Source organism: Pseudonocardia cypriaca (assembly GCF_006717045.1).
GTDB lineage: Bacteria > Actinomycetota > Actinomycetes > Mycobacteriales > Pseudonocardiaceae > Pseudonocardia > Pseudonocardia cypriaca.
In genome coordinates this window covers 971,818-996,631 of sequence record NZ_VFPH01000002.1, presented here as the reverse complement: position 1 = coordinate 996,631, position 24,814 = coordinate 971,818, and the positions used below count along the sequence as shown (strand labels likewise).

Below are 24,814 nucleotides of genomic sequence, written 5' to 3'. Positions count from 1 at the left end.
GTCATCCTCCGGCGCGGGCCGCCTCCTGCCAGGCCCGCAGGGCGACCCGCCCGAGCACGGCCGGGTCGGCGCCGAGTTCGGCGAGGGTGGTGCTGCGGATCGCCGCTCGCGGGATCGCCCGAGCCCAGGTCCGTGCCGTGGCGAGGGGGTGCACGGGGTCGTCCACGAGGGCGGCGATCCCCACCGGGACGGCCAGCGAGCCGAGCGCGGTCGGGTCGGGGGCCGGTTGGGCCGCGGCGGCGTCGAGGGCGTCGGCGAGGCCGGGCCCGTAGCCGGCCCACGCGCGGGCGAGCTCGTCGGCCAGCCACGCGGGAGCGCCCGCCCGGGCTGCCGCCACCGCAGCCCGAAGACCGCCCGACCGGACCTGTGCGGCCGTCATCCGGGCCGCCGCCGCTGCGGGTGCGCCGTCCGGCGCGCCCGTCCACGCGGGCAGCGCCACCAGCACGCCGGCGAGCCCACCGCGCGCCCGCTCGGCGGCCCACGCCGTGGCGACGTGCGCGCCGAGGGATATCCCGCCCACGAGGAACGGTCCCGGCCGCTCGGCCGCGGCGTCGAGCGCGGCCCGGTACCCGGCGACGACGTCCGCACCCGACCGGGGCGCCACCGCATCCAGGGCCAGTCCCCGCTCCCGGAGCGCGGGCCCGAACGCGGACCGGACGAAACGGTCATCCGACCCGGAGCCGGGCAGTACGACGGCCCGGACGGCGCGACCTGCCGACCGCTCGCCGTGACCTGGCGAGAAGGTGGCGGCTGAGGTCGACGAAGATGGTTTCTTGCGGGTTACGCTGGGAACATATCGGGCCCCGCATGGGGGGCGCCGAGCGAGCTGGGGGAGAGATGACCAGCACCGATGGCGGTGCCTTCCGCCGCATGCTTCGCCGGCTGACCAGCGATGCGGACGAGCTGGACGCCGATGACCTCGAGGCCGGTGCGCAGAAGTCCGGCGCGCAGCGCGCGTCCGACTGCGCCTGCGGGCAGGAGGTCACGATGCTCGGCCGGCTGCGCAGCGTGGAGTTCCGGCCGCGGGACGCCGAGGCGTCCCTGGAGGCCGAGCTGTTCGACGGCACCGACGGTGTCACCCTGATCTTCCTCGGCAGGCGCCGCATCCCCGGCATCGAGCCGGGGCGCACGATGCGGGTGCGGGGGCGGCTCGCCCTGCGCGATGGGCGCAAGGTCCTCTACAACCCGTTCTACGAGATCTGCTCCGCCAGCACCTCCTGATCGGACGGCGCCGATCCCTTGCGCCGTTTTCCCTGCGGACACGGTCGGGACCCGGCCGGGTACCCTCGGCGACGCCGGTCCGCCGGCACGCTCAGCAGCATCGAGACATGCACCGGGCCGCCGGTCCGGGGCGCTAGGAGCACCGTGACCCACGGCCCGACCCCCGGCCCGACCCCAGGCCCCCCTCCTGAGTCCCGGACCGACGGTCCGGCCGCCGGCCCACCGCCGCAGGAGCGCGAGTTCCCCACCCTGCTCGAACAGATGGGTGGCGTGCAGGGCGTCGTCGCGTCCACCATCCCGGTCGCGGTGTTCGTCGTCGTGAACGTGGTGTTCGGGCTCCAGCCCGCGCTGATCTCGGCGCTGGCGGCCGGTGCCGCGATCGCGGTGTGGCGGATCGTGCGCAAGCAGGCGCTGCAACCGGCCGTGTCCGGGCTGCTGGGCGTGGGCGTCGCGGCGTTCATCGCCTACCGCACCGGCGAGGCACGCGGCTTCTACCTGCCCGGCCTGCTCTTCAGCGCGGCCTGCGGGCTGGCGTTCCTGGTGTCGATCGTGGTCCGGTGGCCTCTCGCCGGCGTGATCTGGCACGCGGTGAACGGCAACGGGCAGACGTGGCGGTCCGACCCCCGGCTGCTGCGCGCGTACACGTTCGCCACCGCGCTCTGGACGGTCGTCTTCGCCTCCCGCGTGGTGGTGCAGGGCTGGCTCTACAAGGCCGACGAGGAGACGTGGCTCGGCGTCGCCCGGCTGGCGATGGGCTTCCCGCTCGTCGGGCTCGCGCTGCTCGGCACGATCTGGGCGGTCCGGCGGGCGGGGCGGGAGCCGGCCCCGGCCTGAGCCGCTCGTGAGCGGTCGTATCCCTGGATTCGCCGCTGCTAGACGCCCAGCGCGTCGCGGATGTCCTCCTCGACCGCGGTGGTGGCGACGAACAGGAGCTCGTCGCCCGGTTCGAGGGCGTCGTCGGCCTGGGGCACGATGACGCGTCCGCCGCGCAGGATCACCACGAGCGCCGAGTCGGTGGGGAGCTGCAGGGAACTCACGGGCCGCCCGGCGAGCGGGGTGTCCTCGGGAAGCGTGAGCTCCACGAGGTTGGCCTGACCCTGGCGGAGCGTCATCAGCCGGACCAGGTCGCCGACGGCGACGGCCTCCTCCACGAGCGCGGCGAGCAGCCGCGGGGTGGAGACGGCGACGTCGACGCCCCAGTTCTCGGAGAACAGCCACTCGTTGCGCGGGTCGTTCACCCGCGCCACCACCCGCCGCACTGCGAACTCGGTCTTGGCGAGCAGCGAGACCACGAGGTTGACCTTGTCGTCGCCGGTGGCGGCGATGACGACGTCGCAGCTCTCGAGGCCTGCCTCCTCCAGGGAGGCCAGCTCGCAGGCGTCGGCGTGCACCCATTCGGCGCGCTCCACCGACTCGGGCTCGATGTTGGCGAGCTCACGCTCGATGAGCATCACCTGGTGCTTGCTCTCCACCAGCTCCAACGCGATGGAGCGGCCGACGGCCCCGGCTCCTGCGATCGCGATGCGCATCCGACTCAGCCTTCCTGGGGCGGCGCGCCGGCCGCCGCGGTGACGTCGCTGACGGTGCCCGACACGGCCGCGACGTAGATCGTGTCCTCGGCCTGCACGGCGGTGTCGGGGCCGGGGAGGATCCCGGTGCCGAACCGCACGATGAACGCGACGCGGGAACCCGTCGCCGCCTCCAGGTCGCGGATCGGGTGGCCCACCCACTCCTCGTGCACCGGCAACGCCAGTATCGCGACGGTGCCGGTGGGTTCGCGCCACGCCGACGCCACCCCATCGGGTAGCAGCATCCGCAGGAAGCGGTCGGTGCTCCACGGGACGGTGGCGACGGTGGGGATCCCGAGCCGCTCGTAGACGGCGGCGCGCTTGGCGTCGTAGATGCGGGCGACGACGCGGTCGACGCCGAACGTCTCGCGGGCGACACGCGCGGAGATGATGTTGGAGTTGTCGCCGCTCGACACGGCGGCGAAGGCCTGGGCACCCTCGACCCCGGCCTCGACGAGCACCTCGCGGTGGTAGCCCTCACCGACGACCTGCTTGCCCCGGAAGTCGGGGCTCAGCCTGCGGAACGCCTGGCGGTTGCGGTCGATCACCGCGACCTCGTGGCCGAGCCGGTCCAGCCCGGCTGCGAGGGCCGCTCCGACCCGCCCACATCCCATGATCACGACGTACACCGCACTGGCCTCCCGGGGTCGCGCGAACGCTATCGCGTGGCAGGTCGCCGCACCGCATAGGCTTTCCCCGTGACCAGGCTCGGCACCGCCCTCAAGCGCGTACTGGTCGGGCGGCCGCAGCGCAGCGACCGTCTCGCCCACACCCTGCTCCCCAAGCGGATCGCGCTGCCCGTCTTCGCATCCGACGCGATGTCCTCGGTCGCCTACGCGCCCGAGGAGATCTTCCTGACGCTGTCGGTCGCGGGGATCTCGGCGTACGCGTTCTCGCCGTGGGTCGGGCTCGCGGTCGTGGTCGTGCTGCTCACGGTCGTCACGAGCTACCGGCAGGTCGTGCACGCCTACCCGTCCGGCGGCGGCGACTACGAGGTGGCCACGGTCAACCTCGGCCGACGGGCGGGGATCGCCGTTGCGAGCGCGCTGCTGGTCGACTACACGCTGACCGTCGCGGTCTCGATCTCCGCGGCCGCGGCGAACGTCGGTGCGCTGATCCCGTACGTCGGTGAGCACAAGGTCGCCTTCGCGGTGGCCGCGATCGTCGTGCTCACCGCCATCAACCTGCGCGGCGTGCGGGAGTCCGGCGTCGCGTTCGCGGTCCCGACCTACCTGTTCATACTCGGCGTCGGCTCCATGATCATTTGGGGTCTGACGCGGATCCTGCTGTTCGGCGACGTGGTGCGGGCACCCAGCGCCGACGTCGACCTCCTGGCAGAAGGCGATGCGTTCACCGGGCTCGCCCTCGCGCTGCTGATCCTGCGGTCGTTCACCCAGGGGTGCGCGGCGCTCACCGGGGTGGAGGCGATCAGCAACGGCGTTCCGGCCTTCCGCAAGCCGAAGTCCCGGAATGCGGCCACGACCCTGCTGTTGCTCGGGGTCATCTCGGTGTCGATGTTCTCCGGCCTGATCGCGCTCGCGCACCTCACCGGGGCGAAGGTCGCAGAACACCCTGATACGCAGATCGTGGCGGCGGCGCCCGGCTACGTGCAGCAGACCCTGGTGGCCCAGCTCGCCGATGCGGTGTTCCACGACTTCCGGGCCGGGTTCGTCTTCGTCGTGATCGTGACGGCACTGATCCTGGTACTGGCCGCGAACACCGCCTACAACGGCTTCCCGGTGCTGGGATCGATCCTGTCCCAGGACCGGTACCTGCCCCGGCAGCTGCACACCCGCGGCGACCGGCTCGCGTTCTCCAACGGCATCGTCGTGCTGGCGGCCGTGGCGATCGTGCTCGTGGTCGGGTTCCAGGCCGAGGTCACTCGGCTGATCGCCCTCTACACCGTGGGTGTGTTCACCTCGTTCACGCTCAGTCAGTCGGGCATGCTGCGGCACTGGAACCGGTTGCTCGCCACCGAGACCGACCCGGCGGCGCGGCGGAGGATGCTGCGCGCGCGCATGATCAACGGCTTCGGGGCGGTGATGACCGGCCTCGTGCTCGTCGTCGTGCTCATCACGAAGTTCACCCGCGGCGCGTGGATCGCGATCGCGGCGATGGCCGTGTTCTACGTGATGATGCAGGCGATCCGCCGCCACTACGACCGGGTCGCCGCCGAGCTCGTCGCGGGCGAGTCCGACGCCGTGCTGCCCTCGCGCAACCACGCGATCGTGCTCGTCTCCACGCTGCACAAGCCGACGCTGCGCGCGCTCGCCTACGCCCGCGCCACCCGGCCCGACGTGCTGGAGGCGGTCACGGTCAACGTGGACGACGCCGACACGAAGCGCCTGATGCGCGACTGGGACAAGCGCAAGCTGCCGGTGCCGCTCAAGGTCGTGGAGTCGCCGTACCGGGAGATCACCAAGCCGGTGCTCGACTACGTGAAGCGGATCCGCAGCAGGAACCCGCGTGACGTCGTCACCGTGTTCATCCCGGAGTACGTGGTGGGGCACTGGTGGGAGCAGATCCTGCACAACCAGAGCGCGTTGCGGCTCAAGGGCAGGCTGCTGTTCCAGCCCGGGGTGATGGTCACGAGCGTGCCGTGGCAGCTGCGCTCCTCGGAGCGGGTCGTCCGGCGGCCGGAGACCCCACCGGGGTCGTCGAGGCGCGGCTACGAGCCGGTGGCGCAGGACGACGGAGCGGCTCCGGCCAAGGCGACCGTCGGGCAGCGCAGGCCATGACGTCTGCGGTCTCGGAGCCGAAGCTCGACTGGACCGATCGGGTGCTGGAGCTCGACGTCGGCCCGGTCGCGCACGGCGGGCACTGCGTCGCCCGCCACGAGGGGCGGGTGGTGTTCGTCCGGCACGCGTTGCCGGGGGAGCGGGTGCTCGCCGTGGTCGTCGAGGACGGTGGCGGCGGGTTCTGCCGGGCCGACGCCGTTGCGGTGCGGGAGGCGGCGCCGGGCCGGGTGCCCGCGCCGTGCGTGTGGGCGCGGGCGGGCGGGTGCGGCGGCTGCGACTTCCAGCACGCCGACCCGGCCCTGCAGCGCGAGCTCAAGGCCGCCGTGCTCGCCGAGCAGCTGCGCAGGCTGGCGGGGATCGAGCGGGCGGTGGAGGTGGAGGAGCTGCCCGGCGGGGCGCTCGGCTGGCGCCACCGCGTGCGGCTCGCCGTCGACGAGCACGGGCAGCCCGGGTTGCGCGCGCACCGCAGCCACGACGTCCTGCCGATCGTGGACTGCCCGATCGCCCCGGCAGGCGCGCTGCCGCCCGTGCTGGAGCGGCGGTTCGCGCCGGGTGGCGAGGTCGAGGTGGTCGTCGACGCCCACGGCGTCGTGCACGCCGGGGGTGGGCCAGCCGTGCAGCGTGCGGCCGGGCGCGAGTGGCTGCTCTCGCCGGGCGTCTTCTGGCAGGTGCACCCGGCGCTCCCGGACGCGCTGGCGTCGGTGGTGGCGGAGTGGGCGGACGCGCCGGCAGGCGGCGCGGCGTGGGACCTCTACGGCGGGGTCGGCCTGTTCGCGGCGGTGCTCGCCGGGCAGGTGGGCCCGGACGGCGAGGTCGTCGTCGTCGAGTCGTCGGCCCGGGCCGTCGCCGACGGGCGGGCGGCGCTGGCCGACCTGCAGCAGGTGGGCTGGCACGTGGGCCGCGTCGAGCGCGTCCTGCCCGAGCTGGACGGCCGCCCCGACGTGGTGGTGGCCGACCCGCCGCGGCGGGGGCTGGGCCGCGAGCTTGTCGACGCGCTGTGCGACCGTGGCCCCGACCGCGTGGTGCACGTGGCCTGTGACCCGGCGGCGCTGGCCCGCGACCTGGCGCTCTTCACCGCCGGCGGCTACCGCCTCGCCGAGCTGCGGGCTTTCGACGCGTTCCCGATGACCCACCACTTCGAGAGCGTCGCCCTGCTGACGCGCGGGTGAGCGCGACCCCGGCGCCGAGGGGCTCGAGGGCGTAGCGTCAGGCACCCAGCCGCAGGCGTCTGGACCGCCGCGCTGGTCGGGGAGCGGGGGGAGTTCCGCATGCGCTCGTGTCCTGGTGGCGAGGGTGGGGTCACCCGCAGACGGGTGTTGCGCGCGGTTGGCGCCGGCGCAGTCGCCGCGGCGGTGGCACCGCTCGTCGGCTGCGGCGCGTCCGACGGGCGCACGACGATCCGGTTCCTCATGAACAAGCCGGAGGTCGTGGACCAGTTCGCCCGGATGGTCGCCGACTTCAACGCGAGCCAGCAGGCGGTGCGCGTGGTGCTCGACACGACCCCGGTGGCGATCGTCCCGCAGTTCGCGCGCGGTGAGCCGCCGGACATCGCCTGCTACAACTACCGGGCCGAGGCGGCGCTGTTCACCACCAAGGGCGTGCTGTCCGACCTGGGCGACATGCCGGAGGCCGCGCAGATCGCCCCCGCCTACCGGGACCTCGCCGCGAGCTACGGCACCTACCGCGACGAGACGAGTGTGCTGCCGTTCTCGATCACGGCGGCCGGCACGATCTACAACCCCCGGCTGTTCGCCGAGCACGGGGTCGCGGTGCCGCGAACGTGGAGCGAGCTCGTCACGGCCTGCGAGACGTTCGCTGCAGCCGGGATCACCCCGCTCTACAGCACCCACCGCGCCGAGGGGCTGTGGCCGCTCACCCAGGGCCTTTTCGACTACGTCGCGGGCAGCACGCTCGACGTCGCCGGTTTCTTCCGCAACTTGATCGCGGCCGGGCCCGCCGTCTCGGCGCCCTTCACCACCGGGTTCGCCCCCGCGGCGCGGCGGATGATCGAGCTGCGGCGCTGGCTCAACCCGGACGCCGACACGCGCACCTACTACGACGGCAACCTGGCCTTCGGTGACGGCCGCGCTGCGATGTACCTGCAGGGGCCGTGGGCGCTCGGCGAGATCGCCAAGGTGAACCCGGACGCGCCCGTGGCCACGTTCCCGCTGCCGGCCACCGACGATCCGGCGCTCACCACCGCGCGGGTCAACGTCGACCTCGGCGTGTGGATCCCGCGCTCCACGCGCAAGCAGGAGGCGGCCCGGGCGTTCCTGTCCTACCTGTTCCGCCCCGATGTCGTGAACTCCTACAACGCGGCCAACCTCGCCCAGTCGCCGCTGCGGGGAGCGCCCGCGCAGCCGGACCCGCGGCTGGCCGGGCTCCGGCCCGCGATCGAGGCGAACCGCATCCAGCCGGGCGCGAGCACGTTCGTCACCGAGGCGATCCCGCTCGGCAGCTACCTGCAGGAGGCGCTGCAGACCGGCGACGACGCCACGTTCCTGCACCGCCTGGACACCGACTGGCAGCGGCTCGCCGCCCGTTCCGCGTGAGGAGGACGTCGATGATCATCGAGAGCACCCCGGCCGTCGCGCCGCCGGTGTCGGCGCGCGCGGCCCGGCGCAGGCGGGCCGACGGCGTCTACCACCTGTTCCTGCTGCCCGCGATCGTGCTCTTCACGTTCTTCGTGACGCTGCCGGCGCTGGTCGGGTTCGTGGCGAGCCTGACCAACTCCATGGGCTTCGGCGAGTTCCGGTTCATCGGACTGGCCAACTACGGCTCGCTGGTCACCGACCCGCGCATCCTCGGCTCGTACGCCTTCACGTTCGGGTTCGCGCTGGTCACGGTCGTGGTCACGAACGTGGTGGCGCTGGCACTCGCGCTCGGGCTGAACGCGCGGATCCCCGGCCGGACGGTGCTGCGCGGCGTGTTCGTCGTGCCGATGGTCGTGTCCGGCATCGTGATCGCCTACGTCTTCAACTACCTGTTCTCCACGTCGGCGCCCGCCGTCGGCGCGGCGCTCGGGGCCGGCTGGCTGCAGGAGAGCATCCTCGCCGCCCCGGAGACCGCGTGGATCGGCGTGGTGATCGTGACCGCGTGGCAGGCCGTACCGAGCGCGCTGATCATCTACCTCGCGGGGCTGCTCGCCGTGCCGGAGGAGGTCTACGAGGCGGCGGCCATCGACGGGGCGGGAGCGTGGCGCCGGTTCCGCTCGATCACCCTGCCGCTCATCGCCGGGTACGTGCTGATCAGCAGCGTGCTCGGACTCAAGAACTTCTTCAACGCCTACGACATCATCGTCGGCCTCACCGGCGGCGGCCCCGGCGCGTCGACCACGAGCATCGCGATGACCATCTTCAACGGCTTCGGATCCGGCGACTACGGCTACCAGATGGCCAACGCGGTCGTGTTCTTCGTCGTCCTGCTGGCCGTCTCGGTCGTGCAGCTGAGGCTGGTCCGCGGCCGGGGGGTGAGCCTGTGAACCGCCGGACGGGCCGCTGGGGGCTCACGGTCCTGCTCGGGCTCGCCGCGCTGACCGTCGTCGTGCCGCTGTACTTCGCCCTCGCGATGTCGTTGAAGACGTCGGAGCAGGCGGTGCGCGGGGCCGGCTTCGACTTCCCGTGGCCGCCGAACCTCGCCAGCTTCGCCGAGGCGTGGACGCTCACCTCCTTCCCGCGGGCGTTCGCGGTTTCGGTGTTCGTCAGCGCGGTCACGGTGGCGGGCACGCTCGTGCTCGCGTCGTGGGCGAGCTACGCGATCGCCCGCAACTGGCAGCGCCGCGGGTTCCGCTTGGCCTACCTCTACCTGCTCGGCGCGATGTTCATCCCGTTCCCGGTGGTGGCGCTGCCGCAGGTCACCCTCACGGCAACGCTGGGGCTGGCCAACCCGATCGGCGTCGCGATCCTGCACGTGATGTTCCAGATGTCGTTCAGCGTGCTGCTCTACACGGCGTTCCTCCGGTCGATCCCGCTCGAGCTGGAGGAGAGCGCCCGGCTCGACGGCGCATCGACGTGGCAGGTGTTCTGGAAACTGATCTTCCCGCTGCTCGGGCCCATGAACGCGACCGTCGGGATCTTCGCGTTCCTCGCGTCGTGGAACGACTACATGATGCCGTCCATGATCACCGCCGACCAGCGGATGCAGACGATCCCGGTCGTGCAGAAGGTCTTCCAGCTCGCCTTCTCCACGAACTACAACGTGGCGTTCGCCTCCTACCTGATGGCGCTGGCCCCGTCGATCATCGTCTACGTACTCGCGCAGCGCTGGGTGCTGAGCGGCGTGACGCGCGGGGCGATCAAGTAGGCGGCTCCCCGCGCCGTGCCCGGTGCGTGCGGATCTTCGCCCGGTTGCCGCAGCGCTCCATCGAGCACCACCGGCGCCCTCCCGGGCGGGAGGTGTCGACGAACAGCAGGCCGCAGTCGTCGGCGGCGCACATGCGAACGCGCCCGGCGAGCGGCCCACCGAACAGGTCGACGGCGTCGCGGGCGACGGTGGCGAGCGCGGCGGCGACCGTCGGTGAGACGACGGTCGAGCCGCCCCCTGGCCGGAGCGCGCGCACCAGCGGTGGGTTGGCGGCGAACTCGTTGATGACGGCGACGTCGGCGGGACGGGGCGTGGAGCCGCCCGCGACCGCGGAGGCGATGCGGACGATCTCCACACGCACCGGGTGCGCCGGCGTGGGGTCGGCGCCGGGAGGCGGCTCGGCGGCAAGGGCGAGCCCGTAGGCGATGCGGGTGACGGCGGCGCGCAGCGGCCGCATCGCGGCGAGGTCGGACTCCTCGGCGGGAAGGGCGGGCAGCCCGAGGATCACCCCGAGCAGGCGGCCCAGGTCGGCCGGGGCGTGCACGATCTCCCACCGCGCCAGCTCGCCATCGCCGCCGGTGTGCACGAGGTCGAGGCACGGGCGCCCGGTGCGGAAGCGCCTGCGCAGATCGGCGGCGGATCCCAGCTCCATGTAACCAGTCTAACTGGTTACACTTCGAGCCATGACGACAGCGACGCACATCAACCCCGAGTCCCTGCACCGCAGCCCGTGGTTCACCCAGGCGGTCCGGGTGCCCGCCGGCGCCGACCTGGTGTTCGTCGGCGGGCAGAACGGCGTCGGCCCGGACGGCGTCGTGGTCGGCCCCGGCGTCCTCGAGCAGACCCGGCAGGCGTTCCTGAACCTGCGGACCTGCCTCGAGGCCGCCGGAGCCGGCCTGCCCGACGTCGTGAAGTGGACGATCCTCGCCGTCGAGGGCACCGACGTGCAGGAGGGCCTCGCCGCGTACGGCGAGATCTGGCCGCAGGAAGCGCCGCCGCCCGCGATCACGGTCGCGTTCGTGTCCGATCTCGGGCCCGAAGGCGCGTTGGTCGAGATCGAGGCGGTGGCGGCGGTCCGCGCGGCCTGAGGTCCTCAGCCGCCGTGGCAGTGCGGCGCCGACGGCGGGAAGTCCAGCGACGGGTTGCCGTCGAAGAAGCCACTCGGCTTCAGCATGAAGCCGACGGTGCTGACCGGCATCACCGGCCAGTCCTCCGGTCGCACCACGTGGTGGGCGCCGAAGGTGTACCAGACCACCACGTCCCGGCCCTCCAACGGCCGGTCACCGGCGACGTACGCGGGCAGGCCCTGCCCGCCGGGGTGCTGGTTGGGGTAGTCGCCCGCGGCGTAGCGCTGGGTGTCGTCGGCCGCGGTGACCCACAGCTGGTGCTGGGTGAACCCGGCCCGCGGGGCGAACACCGCGTCCGCGGAGTACATCGGCGGCACGTTCGCGCCCGGCATCAGCGCGTACGCGGTCGGGGCGCCGAGCGCGGACGTCCGCTCGGCGCTCTCGATCTTCCAGTACCGGGCCTTCGAGGCGTCGACGTCCCGCTGGGCCGCGGCCTCCCCGGTCAGCACCGTGCGGTGGGTCTGCCAGGCGTTGCCGTGCGGGTTCGCCGGTCCGGGCGGGCTCGGCGCCGAGTCGACCTCCACCACGGTGTTGGCCGTGCCGTCCACGGTCATGTCCAGCCGCACGCAGAAGAAGTGCTGGTGGTGCGGCCCGTAGAGGCCGGGGGCGACGAGGGTGCCGTGCGCCGGCACCTCGCCGGGGGCCACGGCGCCGGTGGAGATCACGCCGGTGAGCTTGACCTCGTACTCGATCGTGCCGTCGGTGTAGAGGTACCAGAAGTAGCCGTACTCGTAGTTCCCGACCGTCACGATCGTCGAGATCACGAGCCTCCTGCGGCGGCGCACCTGCACCGCGCCGGTGCGGAAGTCGGTGTGCTTCCAGGCGATCCCGGCGTCCTCCTCGTGCATGCAGACGGCGTTCGGGATGGTGACGGGGTCGCCGTCGTTGTCGTTGACGGTGCCGTCGAAGTAGTGGATGTGGCCGACGCAGTCACAGCCGAGGGTGAGCGGGTTGGCCAGCCACCCGACGCCGTACTCGCCCTGGTCGAACACGTTCTTGAACCGGTGCGTGGGTGCGGGGTCGCCGTAGGGGACGTACATCTCCGCGAGCGAGGCGCGGTAGACGATCGGCCGGCCGGCGTAGCCGACCTCGTGCAGGACGAGGCCCTCGCGCGGGGTGAACCCGATCCGCAGGTGCCAGCCCAGCCAGGTGACCGCGTGCCCGTCGACGGTGAAGCTCGGGCCGTCGGGCTGGGTGATCGAGATCGGGGCGACGTCGGTGCGGTAGGCCTCGACGGCGGGCACGTTGCCGGGTTCGAAGAGCCACGGCTCCTCGTAGTTGCCCGGCCGGCCGGGCAGCGGCACGACGCCGTGGTCGGCGACCTCCACCACCTCGCCCGCGTCGAGGTCCACCACCACGACCAGGCCCTCGACCGGCCGGGCGTAGCCGTGCTCGCCGGGTGCCGAGCGCACCCAGGTGAGCGGGCGGGCGATGCGGCGGGCCGACGGGTCGTCCTCCGGCCCGGTCCAGCTCGACGCCCACGGGTCGATCATGGCGAGCGAGAAGTCCTCGATCCCCCGCTTGCGCATGGCCTCCTGCCAGCGCGGGTCGGCCTGGACGATCGCCTCGCAGGAGGTGAACTCCTCGGCCATGATCGGCGGCTGCACGCCGTCCACCGGCGTCCAGGACACGATCGTCCGGTCGGTCAGCGAGACCACGGCCTCGTACGTCGTGCGGGTGGCGCGGTCGTAGAGCACGACGTGCGCCTCCCGCGGCAGCGGTGCGGCGTCCGGCGTCCAGCCGAGGACGGCGGACTTCGGCGGTTCGTGCAGGGTGACGAACACGAAGCGCGCGGAGTCGCCCAGGCCCCGCTCGGCGCGCAGCAGTGCGGCCGCGGTGCTGATCTCGTCCGCGGTGAGCGGCTCGAGCGGGTGGGCCCCTCGAATCGATCGAGTGGTGACGACGGGTTCTTCTACGGCGGTCACGGGGTCACCTCGAACTGTCCGATGCGGGCGTAGCGGTCGGGGTAGCGGCTGCGCAGCACCAGCCCGAGGACGAGGCCCGCGACGAACACGGCGAGCACCACCCAGGGCAGCAGCACGATGAACGCGGCGTCGCTCGCGCCTGCGAGGTCGTAGCGGTTGACGACGAGCAGAGTGCACGCGCCCGCCATCGCGGCGAACCCGAGGACGGGGGCGACGAGCGTGGACCACCAGCGGAAGCCGTCGCGCGCGGTGGTGCGGAAGTAGCGGATGATCGCGATCGAGACGAGCGCCTGCACGCCGAGGATGCCGAGCACGCCGAGCAGCGGCGACCACGTGCCGAGCTTGAGCAGCGCGCCCTCGTTGCTCGGGTCGTAGAGCACGAAGGCGAGGCAGTACAGGCCGACGAGGGCGGTGACCGTGATCGAGGCGGTCACCGGGCTGTGCCGGTGGGACGTGCGGGCGAGCGTGGTGGGCAGCACGCCCTCGCGGCCGAGCGCGAACAGGTAGCGGGCGCTGGTGTTGTAGAACGCCATCGCGCAGGCGAACGAGCCGGTGACGATGAGGATCTCCATCAGGACCGTGGCCCACGCGCCCACGTAGCGGTCGGTGAGCGGGTAGAACGCCGATGCGATCTCGCCCGCGTACTGCGCCTGCACGGCCTCGGTCGCCCCCGTGAGACCCCAGCCCGTGACGTAGACGTAGGAGATGATGACGTACAGCACGCCGAGCCCGATGACCGAGCCGTACGTGGCGGTACGGGCGATCCGGTGCGGGTCGCGGGTCTCCTCGGCGTAGTTGGGGGCCATCTCGAAGCCGACCCACGACCAGAACGCCGCGAACAGCGCGATGCCGGACGCACCCGCGCCGAAGACCTGCACGGCGGCCGGGTTGTCGAAGATGGCGAGCGGGTTGAGCGGGGCGAGCGAGAACCCTTCCGCGCCCCCGCTCGCGAATACGCCGATCGCGAGCACCGCGAGCACGACCACCTCGGCGACCAGCGCGACCCCGAGCACCTTGGCGGTGAGCTCGATGTGGAACAGGGCGAACACGGTCATCAGGCCGAGCCCGACGATCATGTAGACCCATGCGGGCAGCTCGAGGCCGGTCAGGCTCGCCACGGTCGTCGAGGCGAAGTAGCCCATCGTGCCGGTCACGGCGGCGGTGAACACCATGTAGCAGAGGGCGATCAGCAGGCCGGAGCCCAGCCCGAGCACGCGCCCGAGACCGCGGGTGACGAACGTGTAGAAGCCGCCGGCCGAGGTCACCCGCCGGCACATCGCGATGTAGCCGACCGAGAAGATCGTCAGCGCGACGGTGGCGACGGCGAACGCGGCCGGGGAGGCGTAACCAGCGCCGAGCGTCGCCACGGGGACGTTGAACAGCATCGCGGCGAGCGGGGCGGCGCCGGTGACGATGCAGAACAGGACGGACGTGAGACCGAGTGCGCCGCCCGAGAGGCGGTCGGGCTGTGTCGACGGGTCTCGGCCGTCGGGGAGTGGGGCGCCGGCGTGCGGGCCGGCGGTGGGTGCGGCGGTCATGGCGGCTCCGTGGTCGAGGCGTAGGGCTACCTCTGAGCAGCGTGAGCAGGTCACGTGTCCGCCGTGTCACGGTCGGGTGAATGCGCTGACCCTCCGTGCCGTTGAGCGCCATTCAGGACGAAACGCGTTGCTCCATCAGGGGGAGAGCGCGCGCAGGGCCAGCTCCGTGACCGTGTCCGCGTAGGCCTCGGTGAGCGGAGCCGTGCGCAGCAGCCAGCGGTGGTAGAGCGGCCCCACGAGCAGTTCGACGGCCACGGGCACGTCCAGGTCGGCGCGCAGCTGCCCGGCCTCCTGGGCGGCGCGCAGCCGGTCGGCGATGGCCTGCAGCTGCGGCCCCAGCAACCGTTCGCGCACCATGTCGGCGAACTCGGCGTCCTCCTGCATCTCGGTCATCAGCGCGCGGGTGGTGCCCGAGAGCTTCGGGTCGGCGAGCTCGGCGACGATCGCGCGCACGACGCCGCCGATGTCCGCGGCGATGTCGCCGGTGTCGGGGAGCGAGAGGTCGTCGGGGTCCTCGTTCACGGCGGCGAGGAAACCGTCGAGCACCACGGCGCCCTTCGACGGCCACCACCGGTAGATCGTCTGCTTCCCGACGCCTGCCCGCGCGGCGATCGCCTCGATCGTCAGCCTGCGGTAGCCGACCTCGTGCGCGAGGTCGGCCGCGGCGGTGAGGATCGCCCGGCGGGAACGTTCACTGCGCCGGGACGCGTCGGGGGGCACGGGGCGATCCTACTCACAAACGAGACGATACGCACCGTCTTGACAGCGGGAAGGCGACTCCTGCATCCTCGGGTGGCGAGACGAGCCGTCTCGTTCCGATCGAAGGAGGTCCGGTGGCGCACATCGCCATGGTCAGCATCCCGGCGCCCGGGCACGTGAACCCGAGCCTGGAGATCATCCGGGAGCTGGTGGGCCGCGGCCACCGCGTGACGTACGCCAACGACCCGCTGTTCGCCGACACCGTGCGGTCCGTCGGCGCCGAGTTCGTGCCGTACCGGACGACGCTCCCCGTGCAGGACGACGACGGATGGGGCGGCGACGCGATCGACGCGCTGCGGCTCTTCCTCGACGATGCGATCGCGATGCTGCCGCAGCTGCGGGCGGCCTACGAGGACGACCGGCCCGACCTGTTCCTCTACGACATCGCAGGTGCCCCGGCCCGCATCCTCGGCGCACAGTGGGGGATCCCGGCCGTCCAGCTCTCGTCCACGTTCGTGGCCTGGGAGGGCTACGAGGACGACATGCGGGAGACGACGGACGCGATGAAGGCCGACCCGCGGGGCGCGGAGATGTACCGCGTCGAACGGGAGTGGCTCGCCGCGAACGGGCAGCCGCCGGTGGAAGGCTGGATGGGCCGGCCCGAGCGGTCGCTCGTGCTGGTACCCCGGGCGCTGCAGCCGAACGCCGACCGCGTCGGGCCGCAGTACACGTTCGTCGGACCCTGCATCGCGCCACGGCCGGAGCAGGGGGAGTGGACGCGGCCGGCCGGTGCCGAGAAGGTGCTGCTGGTGTCGCTGGGGTCAGCGTTCACCGACCACCCGGACTTCTACCGCCGGTGCGTCGAGGCGTTCGGCGACCTGCCCGGCTGGCACGTCGTCCTGCAGATCGGCAAGTACGTCGACCCCGCCGTGCTCGGGGACGTGCCGGCGTCGGTGGAGGTGCACTCGTGGGTGCCGCAGCTGGCGATCCTGGAGCAGGCCGACGCGTTCCTGACGCACGCCGGCATGGGCGGCTCGTCGGAGGGGTTGTGGACCGGCACGCCGATGATCGCCGCGCCGCAGGCCGTCGACCAGTTCGCGAACGCCGACGCGCTGGTAACCGCGGGCGTTGCCCGGCGGGTCGACTCGGCCACGGTCACGGCCGGCGAGCTGCGCGCGGCGTTGCTGCAGCTGACGGGCTCGGCGGAGGTGGCCGCCCGCAGCGCGGAGATCCGCAGGGAGCTGCGTGAGCAGGGCGGCACGGCGGAGGCGGTGCGCCTCGTCGAGCAGGAGCTCGCGGTCGCGGCGGCGGTGCGCCCACCCCTCGGTGCGGCGCGGGAGGGCTAGCGGGACGATGTGCGGGTGACCAGCACGTCGCTCTCGACCCCGCAGCAGTCCAAGGCCCAGCAGCCCCAGTCGGTGGCCCAGTCGATCCCGCAGCGCATCGCCGACGAGCTCGGCGTGCGCCCGAACCAGGTGACGGCCGCGGTAGACCTGCTGGACGGCGGCTCCACGGTGCCGTTCATCGCCCGGTACCGCAAGGAGGCCACCGGGGCGCTCGACGACGCGCAGCTGCGCACCCTCGAGGAGCGGCTGCGGTACCTGCGGGAGCTGGAGGAGCGGCGCACCGTCGTCCTGGAGGAGATCCGCAAGCAGGGCAAGCTCGACGAGGCCCTCGAGGCGCGGATCATGGCCGCGGAGTCGAAGGCGCGGCTGGAGGACATCTACCTCCCGTACAAGCCGAAGCGGCGCACCAAGGCGATGATCGCGCGGGAGAACGGTCTCGAGCCGCTCGCCGACACGCTGCTGGGCGACCCGACCCAGGACCCGGCCGGGGTCGCGGAGGGCTACCTCAACGAGCAGGTCCCCGATGCCGCCGCCGCACTGGAGGGCGCCAGGGCGATCCTCGTCGAGCGCTTCGCAGAGGACGCCGACCTGATCGGTGGCCTGCGCGAGCGGATGTGGACGCGCGGCCGGCTCGTCACGAAGGTGCGGGAGGGCAAGGAGACCGAGGGCGCGAAGTTCGCCGACTACTTCGACTTCTCCGAGCCGTTCACCAAGCTGCCCTCCCACCGGATCCTCGCGGCGTTCCGCGGGGAGAAGGAGGAGGTGCTCGACGTCGCCCTCGAACCGGAGGCCGAGCCCGTCGAGCCCGGCGTCGTCACCGACTACGAGCGCACGATCGCGGCCGCCTTCGGCATCGCCGACCAGGGGCGGCCGGCCGACAAGTGGCTCTCCGACGCGGTCCGGTGGGCCTGGCGCACCCGGATCCTGCTGCACCTGTCGATCGACATCCGGGTGCGGCTGCGCACGGTCGCAGAGGAGGGCGCCATCGGCGTCTTCGCCACCAACCTGCGCGACCTGCTGCTCGCCGCCCCCGCAGGCAGCCGCGCCACGATGGGCCTCGACCCGGGCCTGCGCACCGGCGTGAAGGTCGCGGTCGTCGACGCCACCGGCAAGGTCGTTGCCACCGACACGATCTACCCGCACGCCCCGCGCAACGACTGGGAGGGGGCACTGGCGAAGCTGACGAAGCTCGCCGCGGCCCACGACGTCGACCTGATCGCCATCGGCAACGGCACCGCGTCGCGGGAGACCGACAAGCTCGCCGGCGAGCTCGTGGCCCGCAACCCCGCGCTCAAGCTCACCAAGGTGATGGTGAGCGAGGCCGGGGCGTCGGTGTACTCCGCGTCGGCCTACGCCTCGGCCGAGCTGCCCGACCTCGACGTCTCGCTGCGCGGCGCCGTCTCCATCGCCCGGCGGCTGCAGGACCCGCTCGCCGAGCTGGTGAAGATCGACCCCAAGTCGATCGGCGTGGGCCAGTACCAGCACGACCTCCCGGAGTCGTCGCTGTCGCGGTCGCTCGACGCGGTGGTCGAGGACTGCGTGAACGCGGTCGGCGTCGACGTCAACACGGCGTCGGTACCGCTGCTGCGCCGGGTCTCCGGCATCACCGAGGGGCTCGCAGCGCAGATCGTGCAGCACCGCGACGCGCACGGCCCGTTCCGCACCCGCACCGCGCTCGCCGACGTGCCGCGGCTGGGCCCGAAGGCGTTCGAGCAGTGCGCGGGCTTCCTGCGCATCCGCGGCGGCGACAACCCCCTCGACGTCTCCGGCGTGCACCCCGAGTCCTACCCCGTGGTGCACCGGATCCTGGAGCGCGCCAAGACCGACATCGACGCCCTGATCGGCAACGCCCAGAAGATCAAGTCGCTCAAGCCGCAGGACTTCGTCGACGCCCGGTTCGGGCTGCCGACCGTCAGCGACATCCTCGCCGAGCTGGAGAAGCCCGGCCGCGACCCGCGCCCGGCGTTCCGCACCGCCACGTTCGCCGAGGGCGTCCACAAGATCTCCGACCTGAGGCCGGGGATGCTCCTCGAAGGCGTCGTCACGAACGTGGCCGCGTTCGGCGCGTTCGTCGACGTCGGCGTCCACCAGGACGGGCTCGTCCACGTCTCCGCCATGTCGAACCAGTTCGTGTCCGACCCCCGCGACGTCGTCAAGTCCGGCGACGTCGTGCGCGTCAAGGTCCTGGAGGTCGACGAGGCGCGCAAGCGCATCTCGCTCACCCTGCGGCTCGAGGACGAGCCCGCCGCGGGCGCGCGGCAGGGTCGGGACCAGAACCGGGACCGCAAGGGCGAACCGCGCGACCGCAAGCCCGGCGGGCGCCGCGACCAGCAGGGTGGCCAGGGCGGCCAGGGTCGCCGGGACCAGCAGGGCGGCCAGGGCCGTCGGGACCAGCAGGGCCGCCGGGACCAGCAGAGCGACCAGCGCGGCCGCGGCGGCGACCGCAGGGGCGGCGCGCAGCGCCAGGGTGCTGCCGCGCCTGCGAACAGCGCGATGGCCGACGCCCTGCGCCGTGCGGGGCTCGCCGGCGGTGACGGCAAGCGCTGACCGCCCGCTCGCACACCGATTTCGGTACTCGCACACCGACTGCAGCCGGTGTGCGAGTGCAGAAGTCGGTGTGTGAGCGCCGTCAGCGGCGCCAGCGGGCGCCGGACGGGGAGGCGGCGAATGCGCGGCAGAGGCGTTCGGACACCGGGTCGAATTGGTCGATGTCGGCCCAGATCCACCGAACCACCCGCAGGCCGCGGTCGCGGACCTCGTCCTCGCGCAGCTTCTCTGCCACCATGACCTCGGCCGGGTCCTGGCCCGGCCGCAGCAGCCGTCCGTACTTGACCAGCCCGTCGAACTCGCCGACGGTGCAGAGCTCCGGCCAGGCGAAGTCGACCTCGAAAACCCGGCCGAAACCTTGCACCGGCCATTGCAGGATCGGCGCCGGCAGCCCCGCCCGCAGGATCGCGAGCCGACTCCGGGACTCCCCGACGCTGCCGCTGCCGCCGTCTGCAGCCGCGACGACGTGGCGAGCCCGGGGCGCACCTGGCCATCCGGCGCAGCGGCGGGCGGCGCGGGCCAGCCGGTCGGGGTCCACGAGGTGCTTGTGCAGGGCGCTGTCGGCGACCGCGACCGCGGCGTCGAACCCCACGGTCCGGGCCAGGTCGACGACCGTACGCGCCACGGACGTGACGAGCAGCCCGTCGACCTCGTCCACCTCGTCCGGCGCCAGTGGCGCGGCGTGCAGGTGCACGCCGTTGCCGACGCGTCCGCCGGTGCGCCGATCGCGGGTGCGGTGGATGCGGTCGAACCGCAGCCCCCACGTCGAGAGCCCGTGCAGCGCCGCGGCCGAAACGTGGCTCAGCACGCCGTCAGCGGCGTGGCGCTCGTCGCGTACCGCCGCGAGCAGGGCGTGCCGGGCCTCGAACTCCGGCGGCGCCCCCGGCGCTGCCACGTATGCTCCCCGGCCCAACCTGTGCAGCTCGCCGGCCCGCCGCTGCTTGCGCAGCTCCTGATCGCTCCAGCCGGAGGCGATCAGCTCTCGCCGCAGGAGTAGGCGCGGTCTGTCCACCCGGCGAGCATGCCGAGACCGCGGCTCCTCCCGCGGCCGAATGAGAGAATTCGCTGCTTGCACACCGATTTCTGCACTCGCACACCGACTGCAGTCGGTGTGCCAGCGCTGGAGTCGGTGTGCGACCGGGAGGCGGAGAAGCGTTCACCCCGGACGAGTCAGCGGCGGCGCGCTCGCTTCGCGGCCACGAGCGCGGCGGCGGCGACGGCGACCCACGGCCCGGCGACGATCACCGGGTCGAGCAGCTGGTGCGCGGTGTCGGCGCGCTTGCGCCCGAACCGGGACGACCACCCGCCGCGGGTGAGCTCGCTCCTCACCCCGGTCTCGGTGATCGGGTTGTCCGGGCGCAGGGTCGCGAACGAGCGCAGGTGGTTCTCCCACGCGTCGACGCGGTCGGCGGCCAGCAGCAGGAGCCAGTGGGCGGCGCGGCCCTCGCTGTAGCGCCGGTACGCGAGCCTGCGGACCGCGCCGGACAGGCCGCGGGGCGGGCAGGTCGTGCCGAACACCGGCGTGAGGAACGCGTGCTCGATCGACCGCTCGCGCGGCTGGTGCTCCGGCTGCCGCTCCGGGAAGTCCCAGTCGACGCCCGGTACGTCGTGCAGCTGCAGCTTCGGGACCGACGGCCGGTCGGCCGGGTCCAGGTCGGCGCCCCAGCCGGGGATGCGGGCGCGCAGCTCGTCGGGCGACTCGCCGGTCGAGGGTCGCTGCCGGGTGTATGCCATGGGCGTCGGTCCTCCGTCACGCGGCGTTCGGCACGATGAGCGGCTTGATGCAGCCGTCCAGCTTGGCCGAGAAGATGTGGTAGGCCTCGTTGATGTGCTCGAGCGGGATGCGGTGCGTCACGATGTCGCTGGGCTTGAGGTAGCCGTTCCGGATGTGCTCGAACAGCCGTGGCCACTGGCGCTTCACCGGGCACTGGTTCATCCGGAGGGTGAGGCCCTTGTTGAGCGCGTCGCCGAACTTGACGGCGCTGAACATCGGCCCGTACGCACCGATGACGGAGACGGTGCCGCCCTTGCGCACCGCGTCGATCGCCCAGTTCAGCGCGATCGGCGAGCCGCCCTGCAGCTTGAGCTTCGCGGCGGTGACGTGCTGCATGAAGCTGCCGTCGGCCTCCGCGCCGGCTGCGTCGATGGCCACGTCCGCGCCGAGGTGGTCGGTGATGCGCTTGAGGTGCACGACGATGTCGTCGTGCTCGACGAAGTTGTACGTCTCGGCGTGCGCGAAGGTGCGGGCCTTCTCCAGCCGGTACTCCAGGTGGTCGATGACGATCACCCGGCCTGCTCCCATCAGCCACGCCGACTTCGCCGCGTATAGGCCGACCGGGCCTGCGCCGAAGACCACCACCACGTCGCCCTCGACGATGTCCCCGAGCTGCGCCCCGAAGTAGCCGGTCGCGAGCGCGTCGGTGAGCAGGACGGCGTCCTCGTCGTCCATCCACTCCGGCACGACGGTCGGGCCCACGTCGGCGAACGGGACCCGCACGAACTCGGCCTGGCCGCCGTCGTAGCCGCCGCAGGTGTGCGAGTACCCGTAGATGGCCCCCACGGCGGTCGCGTTCGGGTTGACGTTGTGGCAGTTGGAGTACAGGCCGCGCGCGCAGAACCAGCACGACCCGCAGTAGATGTTGAACGGCACCATCACCCGGTCGCCCGGCGACAGGGTCCGGACCGATGGCCCGACCTCCTCGACCACGCCGACGAACTCGTGGCCGAACGTCGTCCCGACGCGCGTGTCGGGCATCATCCCGTGGTAGAGGTGCAGGTCGGAGCCGCAGATGGCCGCCCTGGTGACCCGGACGACCGCGTCGTTCGGATGCTCGATCCGCGGGACGTCCTTCTCCTCGACCCGGATCTTGTAGGGCCCCCGGTACACCATCGCCCGCATCGACATCTCCCTCCCGTCTGCTTCGTGGGCTCAGCCGCCGGACCGGATCTCGCGGTTCGGCGTCTGGCCCGCGACGCCGTGGCGCAGGGGCTGGTTGGTGTCGGTCTGGTTGCCCGGGGCGGTGGCGGCGCCGCCGTCCGGAGCGGGGGCGTGCTCGGGCTGGGCGGCGGCGGGGTCCCCGCCGGACGGTTCGGCGCGCCCGGACCGCAGTGCGTCCAGCCGCGTGGAGAGGACCTGGACGACCGGCGCGCGGTCACCGTGCGCCCGCTCGTGGTCCAGCAGGGTGGCCAGGGAGTCCGCGTCGAGGGCGCGGATCCGATGTTCGAGGCTGCCGAGCGGCAGGTGGTCGTAGTCGGGCACCGGGAGCTCGGAACGGTTCACCATGCCGGGCCGGGTACCCACCTGAACCCCTGCCATCCCCGCCCGGACGCCGGACTCTCAGACCCGCGGTTGCGAGGTCCCGATCCCGGTCGTGTTCGCTCCGCTGAGGACCACGGCGACGTGCTCTCCCGGCTCGGCCCGGTAGGCACCCGATCGCAGTGCGGCCATCGCCACCGCGCCGGCCGGCTCGGCCACCAGGCGCAGTTCGTCCCACAGCGCCCGCTGGGCGTCGACGATCGCGTCGTCGTCGACGAGGACGACGTCGTCGACGTGGGCCTGGGTGATGGGGAAGACGAGGTCGCCGACGCGGCGGGGTGCGAGTGCGTCGGCGGCGACGCTGCCGGTCGGAGCGTCGACCGGGGCGCCGGCGGCACGGGCCCGGGTCAGGGTGGGGGCATCGGTCGGCTCGACCCCGACCACGCGGACGGCGTCGCCGAACCAGGCCGCGACCCCGGCGATCAGCCCGCCGCCGCCGACCGGCACCAGGACCGTGTCCAGTTCGGGCGCCTGCTCGGCGAGCTCCAGGCCGAGCGTGGCCTGGCCGAGGATGGTCTCCGGTTGGTCGAACGCGTGGACCGCCAGCGCGCCGGACCTGGCGGCGCTCGCCTCGGCCGCGGCGAGCGCGTCGGCGTACCGGTCGCCGATGACCACGAGGTCGGCGCCGAGCCTGCGGATGCGCTCGACCTTGGCGGGAGCCGAGACCGTCGGCACGAAGATCTGCGCCGGGATCCCGAGCTCGTGGGCCGCGTAGGCGACCGCGACGCCGTGGTTGCCGCCGGACGCCGCGATCACCCCGGCCTCCGGGACGTCGCGGAGCAGGAGGTTCGCGAACGCGCCCCGCGCCTTGAACGAGCCGGAGCGCTGCAGCTGCTCCAGCTTCAGGGCCAGCGGGGTGCCGGCGAGCGCGTTGGGCTTGACCTGCACGACCGGTGTCCGTCGCAGGTGCGGCCGGACGACCTCGTGGACGCGCCTGATCTCGGCCCGGCCGATCGCGACCCCGGTCGATGCGCCCATCACGCGGCGTCTTCCCGGAGCAGGGCGACGGCCTCGACCTCGACCGGCGACCCGATGGGCAGCGCGGCCACCCCGATCGCGGCGCGGGCGTGCGCGCCCGCCGGGCCCAGCACGTCGACGAGGAGTCGGGAGGCGCCGTCGGCGACCTGAGACTGGGCCGCGAAGTCCGGGGTGCAGGCGATGTACACGGTGACCTTCACCAGTCGCTCCACGCCGTCGAGGCCGCCCGCGGCCGCCCGGAGCTGGGCGAGGAGGTTGAGCGCGCACTGCTGTGCCGCCTCCTGGCCTCCCGCGACGTCGAGGTCGGCGCCGAGGTGACCGGTGGCGACGAGCTCGTCGTCCCGGGTCGCGACCTGGCCGCTGACGTACACCGTGCTCCCGGCCCGTACGACCGGTTCGAACGCCGCGGCCGCCGCGGGTGGATCCGGCAGCTCCAGCCCCAGCTCGGTGAGTCGCTCCTCCGCGGTTCCCAACGCGCTCATCTCATCCCCTCGATCGGTCGACGACGGGCGAAGCATAGTGCGACGATTAGCTAAATGGCTAATCCGGTTGCCCGGTCAACACCGGCAGGACGTGTTCGACGACCAGATCGTGGGCGGGACGCCAGCCGGGCGCGAGCCGGTCGGTCGGCGGCGGGCCGGGGTCGAATCCGGGGTCGCCGGTCGTGACGACCACGGCGTCGGCCGCAGGCACGGCGTGCACGTGCTGGCCCGCCCAGCCGCCCGCGAGCGGGCCCGCCGGGTCGATCCAGATCAGGAAGCCGTACGGGCGCTGCTCGGGTGGGCCGCCGGGGGAGTGGGCGGTGACCATGGCGGCGGCGTAGTCCGGATCGAGCAGCCGGCGGTCCTGCCGCAGCCACAGCCTGCCGAGCGCGGCGAGCGCGCCCGCGGACAGGCGCAGGTGCCCGAAGCCGAGGTGGTGCCCGTCCGGGTCCCGCGGCCACTCCCGGTCGGTGATCCCGAGCGGCGCGAACAACGCGCGGTCCGCGTACTCGGCGAGCGGGGCGCCGACCAGTCGCTCCAGGGCGGCAGCGAGCAGGTGCGCACCGCCGTTGTCGTAGCGGAACGCGGTGCCGGGCGCGGTGACGGCTGGAGCGGCGGCGATCCGCTCCAGCCAGCCGCCGGGCAGCGCCATCACGGCGTCGATGTCGAAGGGGCCGTCGGTGGCGCAGCCACGGGTCATCGTGAGCAGGTGGCGCAGGGTCTGACCTGGCAGCGGGAGGCCGAGCAGGTCACCGGCGGGCGCGTCCAGGTCGGGCACGAGCCCCTCCTGCACGGCGATACCGACGAGCGTGGCGAGCACCGACTTCGTGACGGAGAAGACGTCGGCGACCTCCGGCCCGCGGTAGTGCGTGTCCACCACGACCTGCCCGCCGACCTCGACGAGCAGGTGGGAGGTGTGGGAGTAGGCGGGCTCCGTCCGGATCCGCTCGTCCACGCGGGCACAGGCCGCTCGCAATCCGTCCAGGTGATCAGGCACCGCGTGAGTGTGGCGGATCGCGGGTACCGC

24 protein-coding genes are annotated in these 24,814 nt (G+C 72.9%); 10 read left to right on the top strand and 14 right to left on the bottom strand.

Going from position 1 to position 24,814, the window contains the following annotated elements:
- Position 1 precedes the first annotated feature (1 nt).
- Complete coding sequence (locus tag FB388_RS22270) at positions 2-604, bottom strand: alpha/beta hydrolase (protein ID WP_246122282.1); 603 nt, start codon at positions 602-604, stop codon at positions 2-4.
- A gap of 233 nt (positions 605-837) precedes the next feature.
- Between FB388_RS22270 and FB388_RS22265 the strand changes: the two genes are divergently transcribed.
- Positions 838-1,221 carry an OB-fold nucleic acid binding domain-containing protein gene (locus tag FB388_RS22265; RefSeq protein ID WP_142104147.1) on the top strand — a complete coding sequence of 128 codons (384 nt, stop codon included), beginning with the start codon at positions 838-840 and terminating at the stop codon, positions 1,219-1,221.
- Between the two features lie 144 nt (positions 1,222-1,365).
- Positions 1,366-2,055 carry a DUF3159 domain-containing protein gene (locus FB388_RS22260; RefSeq protein WP_246122280.1) on the top strand — a complete coding sequence of 230 codons (690 nt, stop codon included), beginning with the start codon at positions 1,366-1,368 and terminating at the stop codon, positions 2,053-2,055.
- A 38-nt stretch (positions 2,056-2,093) separates the two neighbouring features.
- Here the strand turns inward: FB388_RS22260 and FB388_RS22255 are convergent, their stop codons facing one another.
- Positions 2,094-2,750 carry a potassium channel family protein gene (locus FB388_RS22255; protein ID WP_142104146.1) on the bottom strand — a complete coding sequence of 219 codons (657 nt, stop codon included), beginning with the start codon at positions 2,748-2,750 and terminating at the stop codon, positions 2,094-2,096.
- A 5-nt stretch (positions 2,751-2,755) separates the two neighbouring features.
- A complete protein-coding gene (locus FB388_RS22250; protein ID WP_142104145.1) occupies positions 2,756-3,418 on the bottom strand; it encodes a potassium channel family protein in 663 nt (220 codons plus the stop codon).
- Between the two features lie 69 nt (positions 3,419-3,487).
- On the opposite strand from FB388_RS22250, the gene FB388_RS22245 reads away from it, so the two are divergent.
- From FB388_RS22245 to FB388_RS22225, 5 genes are all read left to right on the top strand, one after another.
- Positions 3,488-5,527 carry an APC family permease gene (locus FB388_RS22245; protein ID WP_142104144.1) on the top strand — a complete coding sequence of 680 codons (2,040 nt, stop codon included), beginning with the start codon at positions 3,488-3,490 and terminating at the stop codon, positions 5,525-5,527.
- Positions 5,524-6,696, top strand: coding sequence for a class I SAM-dependent RNA methyltransferase (locus FB388_RS22240; protein WP_142104143.1), 1,173 nt, complete (start codon positions 5,524-5,526; stop codon positions 6,694-6,696). Before FB388_RS22245 ends, FB388_RS22240 begins: the two co-directional genes overlap by 4 nt.
- A 144-nt stretch (positions 6,697-6,840) precedes the next feature.
- Positions 6,841-8,079: an ABC transporter substrate-binding protein gene (locus FB388_RS22235; RefSeq protein WP_170225784.1), complete on the top strand. Its 1,239-nt coding sequence runs from the start codon at positions 6,841-6,843 to the stop codon at positions 8,077-8,079.
- Positions 8,080-8,090: 11 nt separating this feature from the next.
- Complete coding sequence (locus FB388_RS22230) at positions 8,091-9,008, top strand: carbohydrate ABC transporter permease (protein ID WP_142104141.1); 918 nt, start codon at positions 8,091-8,093, stop codon at positions 9,006-9,008.
- Positions 9,005-9,829, top strand: a complete 825-nt coding sequence (locus FB388_RS22225) for a carbohydrate ABC transporter permease (RefSeq protein WP_211362166.1) — start codon at positions 9,005-9,007, stop codon at positions 9,827-9,829. Before FB388_RS22230 ends, FB388_RS22225 begins: the two co-directional genes overlap by 4 nt.
- On the opposite strand, the gene FB388_RS22220 is transcribed toward FB388_RS22225, so the two are convergent.
- Positions 9,822-10,481, bottom strand: coding sequence for a CGNR zinc finger domain-containing protein (locus FB388_RS22220; protein WP_142104140.1), 660 nt, complete (start codon positions 10,479-10,481; stop codon positions 9,822-9,824). The genes FB388_RS22225 and FB388_RS22220 overlap by 8 nt on opposite strands.
- A 31-nt stretch (positions 10,482-10,512) precedes the next feature.
- On the opposite strand from FB388_RS22220, the gene FB388_RS22215 reads away from it, so the two are divergent.
- Positions 10,513-10,917, top strand: coding sequence for a RidA family protein (locus tag FB388_RS22215; protein WP_142104139.1), 405 nt, complete (start codon positions 10,513-10,515; stop codon positions 10,915-10,917).
- A 5-nt stretch (positions 10,918-10,922) separates the two neighbouring features.
- Here the strand turns inward: FB388_RS22215 and FB388_RS22210 are convergent, their stop codons facing one another.
- The 3 genes from FB388_RS22210 to FB388_RS22200 all read right to left on the bottom strand — a co-directional run bounded on the left by FB388_RS22210 (position 10,923) and on the right by FB388_RS22200 (position 15,139).
- Positions 10,923-12,881, bottom strand: a complete 1,959-nt coding sequence (locus tag FB388_RS22210) for a primary-amine oxidase (RefSeq protein WP_142104138.1) — start codon at positions 12,879-12,881, stop codon at positions 10,923-10,925.
- A complete protein-coding gene (locus FB388_RS22205) occupies positions 12,878-14,419 on the bottom strand; it encodes an APC family permease (protein ID WP_142104137.1) in 1,542 nt (513 codons plus the stop codon). The genes FB388_RS22210 and FB388_RS22205 overlap by 4 nt, the downstream gene beginning before the upstream one ends.
- A 135-nt stretch (positions 14,420-14,554) precedes the next feature.
- Complete coding sequence (locus tag FB388_RS22200; protein WP_142104136.1) at positions 14,555-15,139, bottom strand: TetR/AcrR family transcriptional regulator; 585 nt, start codon at positions 15,137-15,139, stop codon at positions 14,555-14,557.
- Positions 15,140-15,252: 113 nt separating this feature from the next.
- Here FB388_RS22200 and FB388_RS22195 point away from each other — a divergent pair, with 113 nt between their 5' ends.
- Both FB388_RS22195 and FB388_RS22190 read left to right on the top strand, forming a co-directional pair.
- Positions 15,253-16,464 (top strand): macrolide family glycosyltransferase, encoded by a 1,212-nt coding sequence (locus FB388_RS22195; RefSeq protein ID WP_142104135.1) that lies wholly within the window; start codon positions 15,253-15,255, stop codon positions 16,462-16,464.
- 72 nt (positions 16,465-16,536) lie between these two features.
- Positions 16,537-19,011 carry a Tex family protein gene (locus FB388_RS22190; protein ID WP_142106199.1) on the top strand — a complete coding sequence of 825 codons (2,475 nt, stop codon included), beginning with the start codon at positions 16,537-16,539 and terminating at the stop codon, positions 19,009-19,011.
- An 82-nt stretch (positions 19,012-19,093) separates the two neighbouring features.
- On the opposite strand, the gene FB388_RS22185 is transcribed toward FB388_RS22190, so the two are convergent.
- The 7 genes from FB388_RS22185 to FB388_RS22155 all read right to left on the bottom strand — a co-directional run bounded on the left by FB388_RS22185 (position 19,094) and on the right by FB388_RS22155 (position 24,784).
- Entirely contained in the window at positions 19,094-20,023 is a 930-nt protein-coding gene (locus FB388_RS22185; protein WP_142104134.1) for a type IV toxin-antitoxin system AbiEi family antitoxin domain-containing protein, read from the bottom strand.
- Positions 20,024-20,181: 158 nt separating this feature from the next.
- The gene (locus FB388_RS22180) at positions 20,182-20,745 is read right to left on the bottom strand and encodes a hypothetical protein (protein ID WP_142104133.1); all 564 of its coding nucleotides are present in this window, start codon (positions 20,743-20,745) and stop codon (positions 20,182-20,184) included.
- Between the two features lie 16 nt (positions 20,746-20,761).
- Entirely contained in the window at positions 20,762-21,910 is a 1,149-nt protein-coding gene (locus tag FB388_RS22175) for a zinc-dependent alcohol dehydrogenase (protein WP_142104132.1), read from the bottom strand.
- A 30-nt stretch (positions 21,911-21,940) separates the two neighbouring features.
- Complete coding sequence (locus tag FB388_RS22170; RefSeq protein ID WP_142104131.1) at positions 21,941-22,294, bottom strand: DUF8129 domain-containing protein; 354 nt, start codon at positions 22,292-22,294, stop codon at positions 21,941-21,943.
- A gap of 54 nt (positions 22,295-22,348) precedes the next feature.
- A complete protein-coding gene (locus FB388_RS22165; RefSeq protein ID WP_142104130.1) occupies positions 22,349-23,305 on the bottom strand; it encodes a threonine/serine dehydratase in 957 nt (318 codons plus the stop codon).
- Positions 23,305-23,787 carry a RidA family protein gene (locus FB388_RS22160; protein WP_211362164.1) on the bottom strand — a complete coding sequence of 161 codons (483 nt, stop codon included), beginning with the start codon at positions 23,785-23,787 and terminating at the stop codon, positions 23,305-23,307. The genes FB388_RS22165 and FB388_RS22160 overlap by 1 nt, the downstream gene beginning before the upstream one ends.
- 58 nt (positions 23,788-23,845) lie before the next feature.
- A complete protein-coding gene (locus FB388_RS22155; RefSeq protein ID WP_170225783.1) occupies positions 23,846-24,784 on the bottom strand; it encodes a serine hydrolase domain-containing protein in 939 nt (312 codons plus the stop codon).
- Positions 24,785-24,814: the final 30 nt, after the last annotated feature.

Coding starts and splice junctions, on each gene's coding strand:
- FB388_RS22170 (WP_142104131.1), bottom strand. CDS start 22,294: ATGGTGAACCGTTCCGAGCTCCCGGTGCCCGACTACGACCACCTGCCG.
- FB388_RS22160 (WP_211362164.1), bottom strand. CDS start 23,787: ATGAGCGCGTTGGGAACCGCGGAGGAGCGACTCACCGAGCTGGGGCTG.
- FB388_RS22265 (WP_142104147.1), top strand. CDS start 838: ATGACCAGCACCGATGGCGGTGCCTTCCGCCGCATGCTTCGCCGGCTG.
- FB388_RS22175 (WP_142104132.1), bottom strand. CDS start 21,910: ATGCGGGCGATGGTGTACCGGGGGCCCTACAAGATCCGGGTCGAGGAG.
- FB388_RS22220 (WP_142104140.1), bottom strand. CDS start 10,481: ATGGAGCTGGGATCCGCCGCCGATCTGCGCAGGCGCTTCCGCACCGGG.
- FB388_RS22255 (WP_142104146.1), bottom strand. CDS start 2,750: ATGCGCATCGCGATCGCAGGAGCCGGGGCCGTCGGCCGCTCCATCGCG.
- FB388_RS22165 (WP_142104130.1), bottom strand. CDS start 23,305: ATGGGCGCATCGACCGGGGTCGCGATCGGCCGGGCCGAGATCAGGCGC.
- FB388_RS22205 (WP_142104137.1), bottom strand. CDS start 14,419: ATGACCGCCGCACCCACCGCCGGCCCGCACGCCGGCGCCCCACTCCCC.
- FB388_RS22240 (WP_142104143.1), top strand. CDS start 5,524: ATGACGTCTGCGGTCTCGGAGCCGAAGCTCGACTGGACCGATCGGGTG.
- FB388_RS22180 (WP_142104133.1), bottom strand. CDS start 20,745: ATGGCATACACCCGGCAGCGACCCTCGACCGGCGAGTCGCCCGACGAG.
- FB388_RS22215 (WP_142104139.1), top strand. CDS start 10,513: ATGACGACAGCGACGCACATCAACCCCGAGTCCCTGCACCGCAGCCCG.
- FB388_RS22230 (WP_142104141.1), top strand. CDS start 8,091: ATGATCATCGAGAGCACCCCGGCCGTCGCGCCGCCGGTGTCGGCGCGC.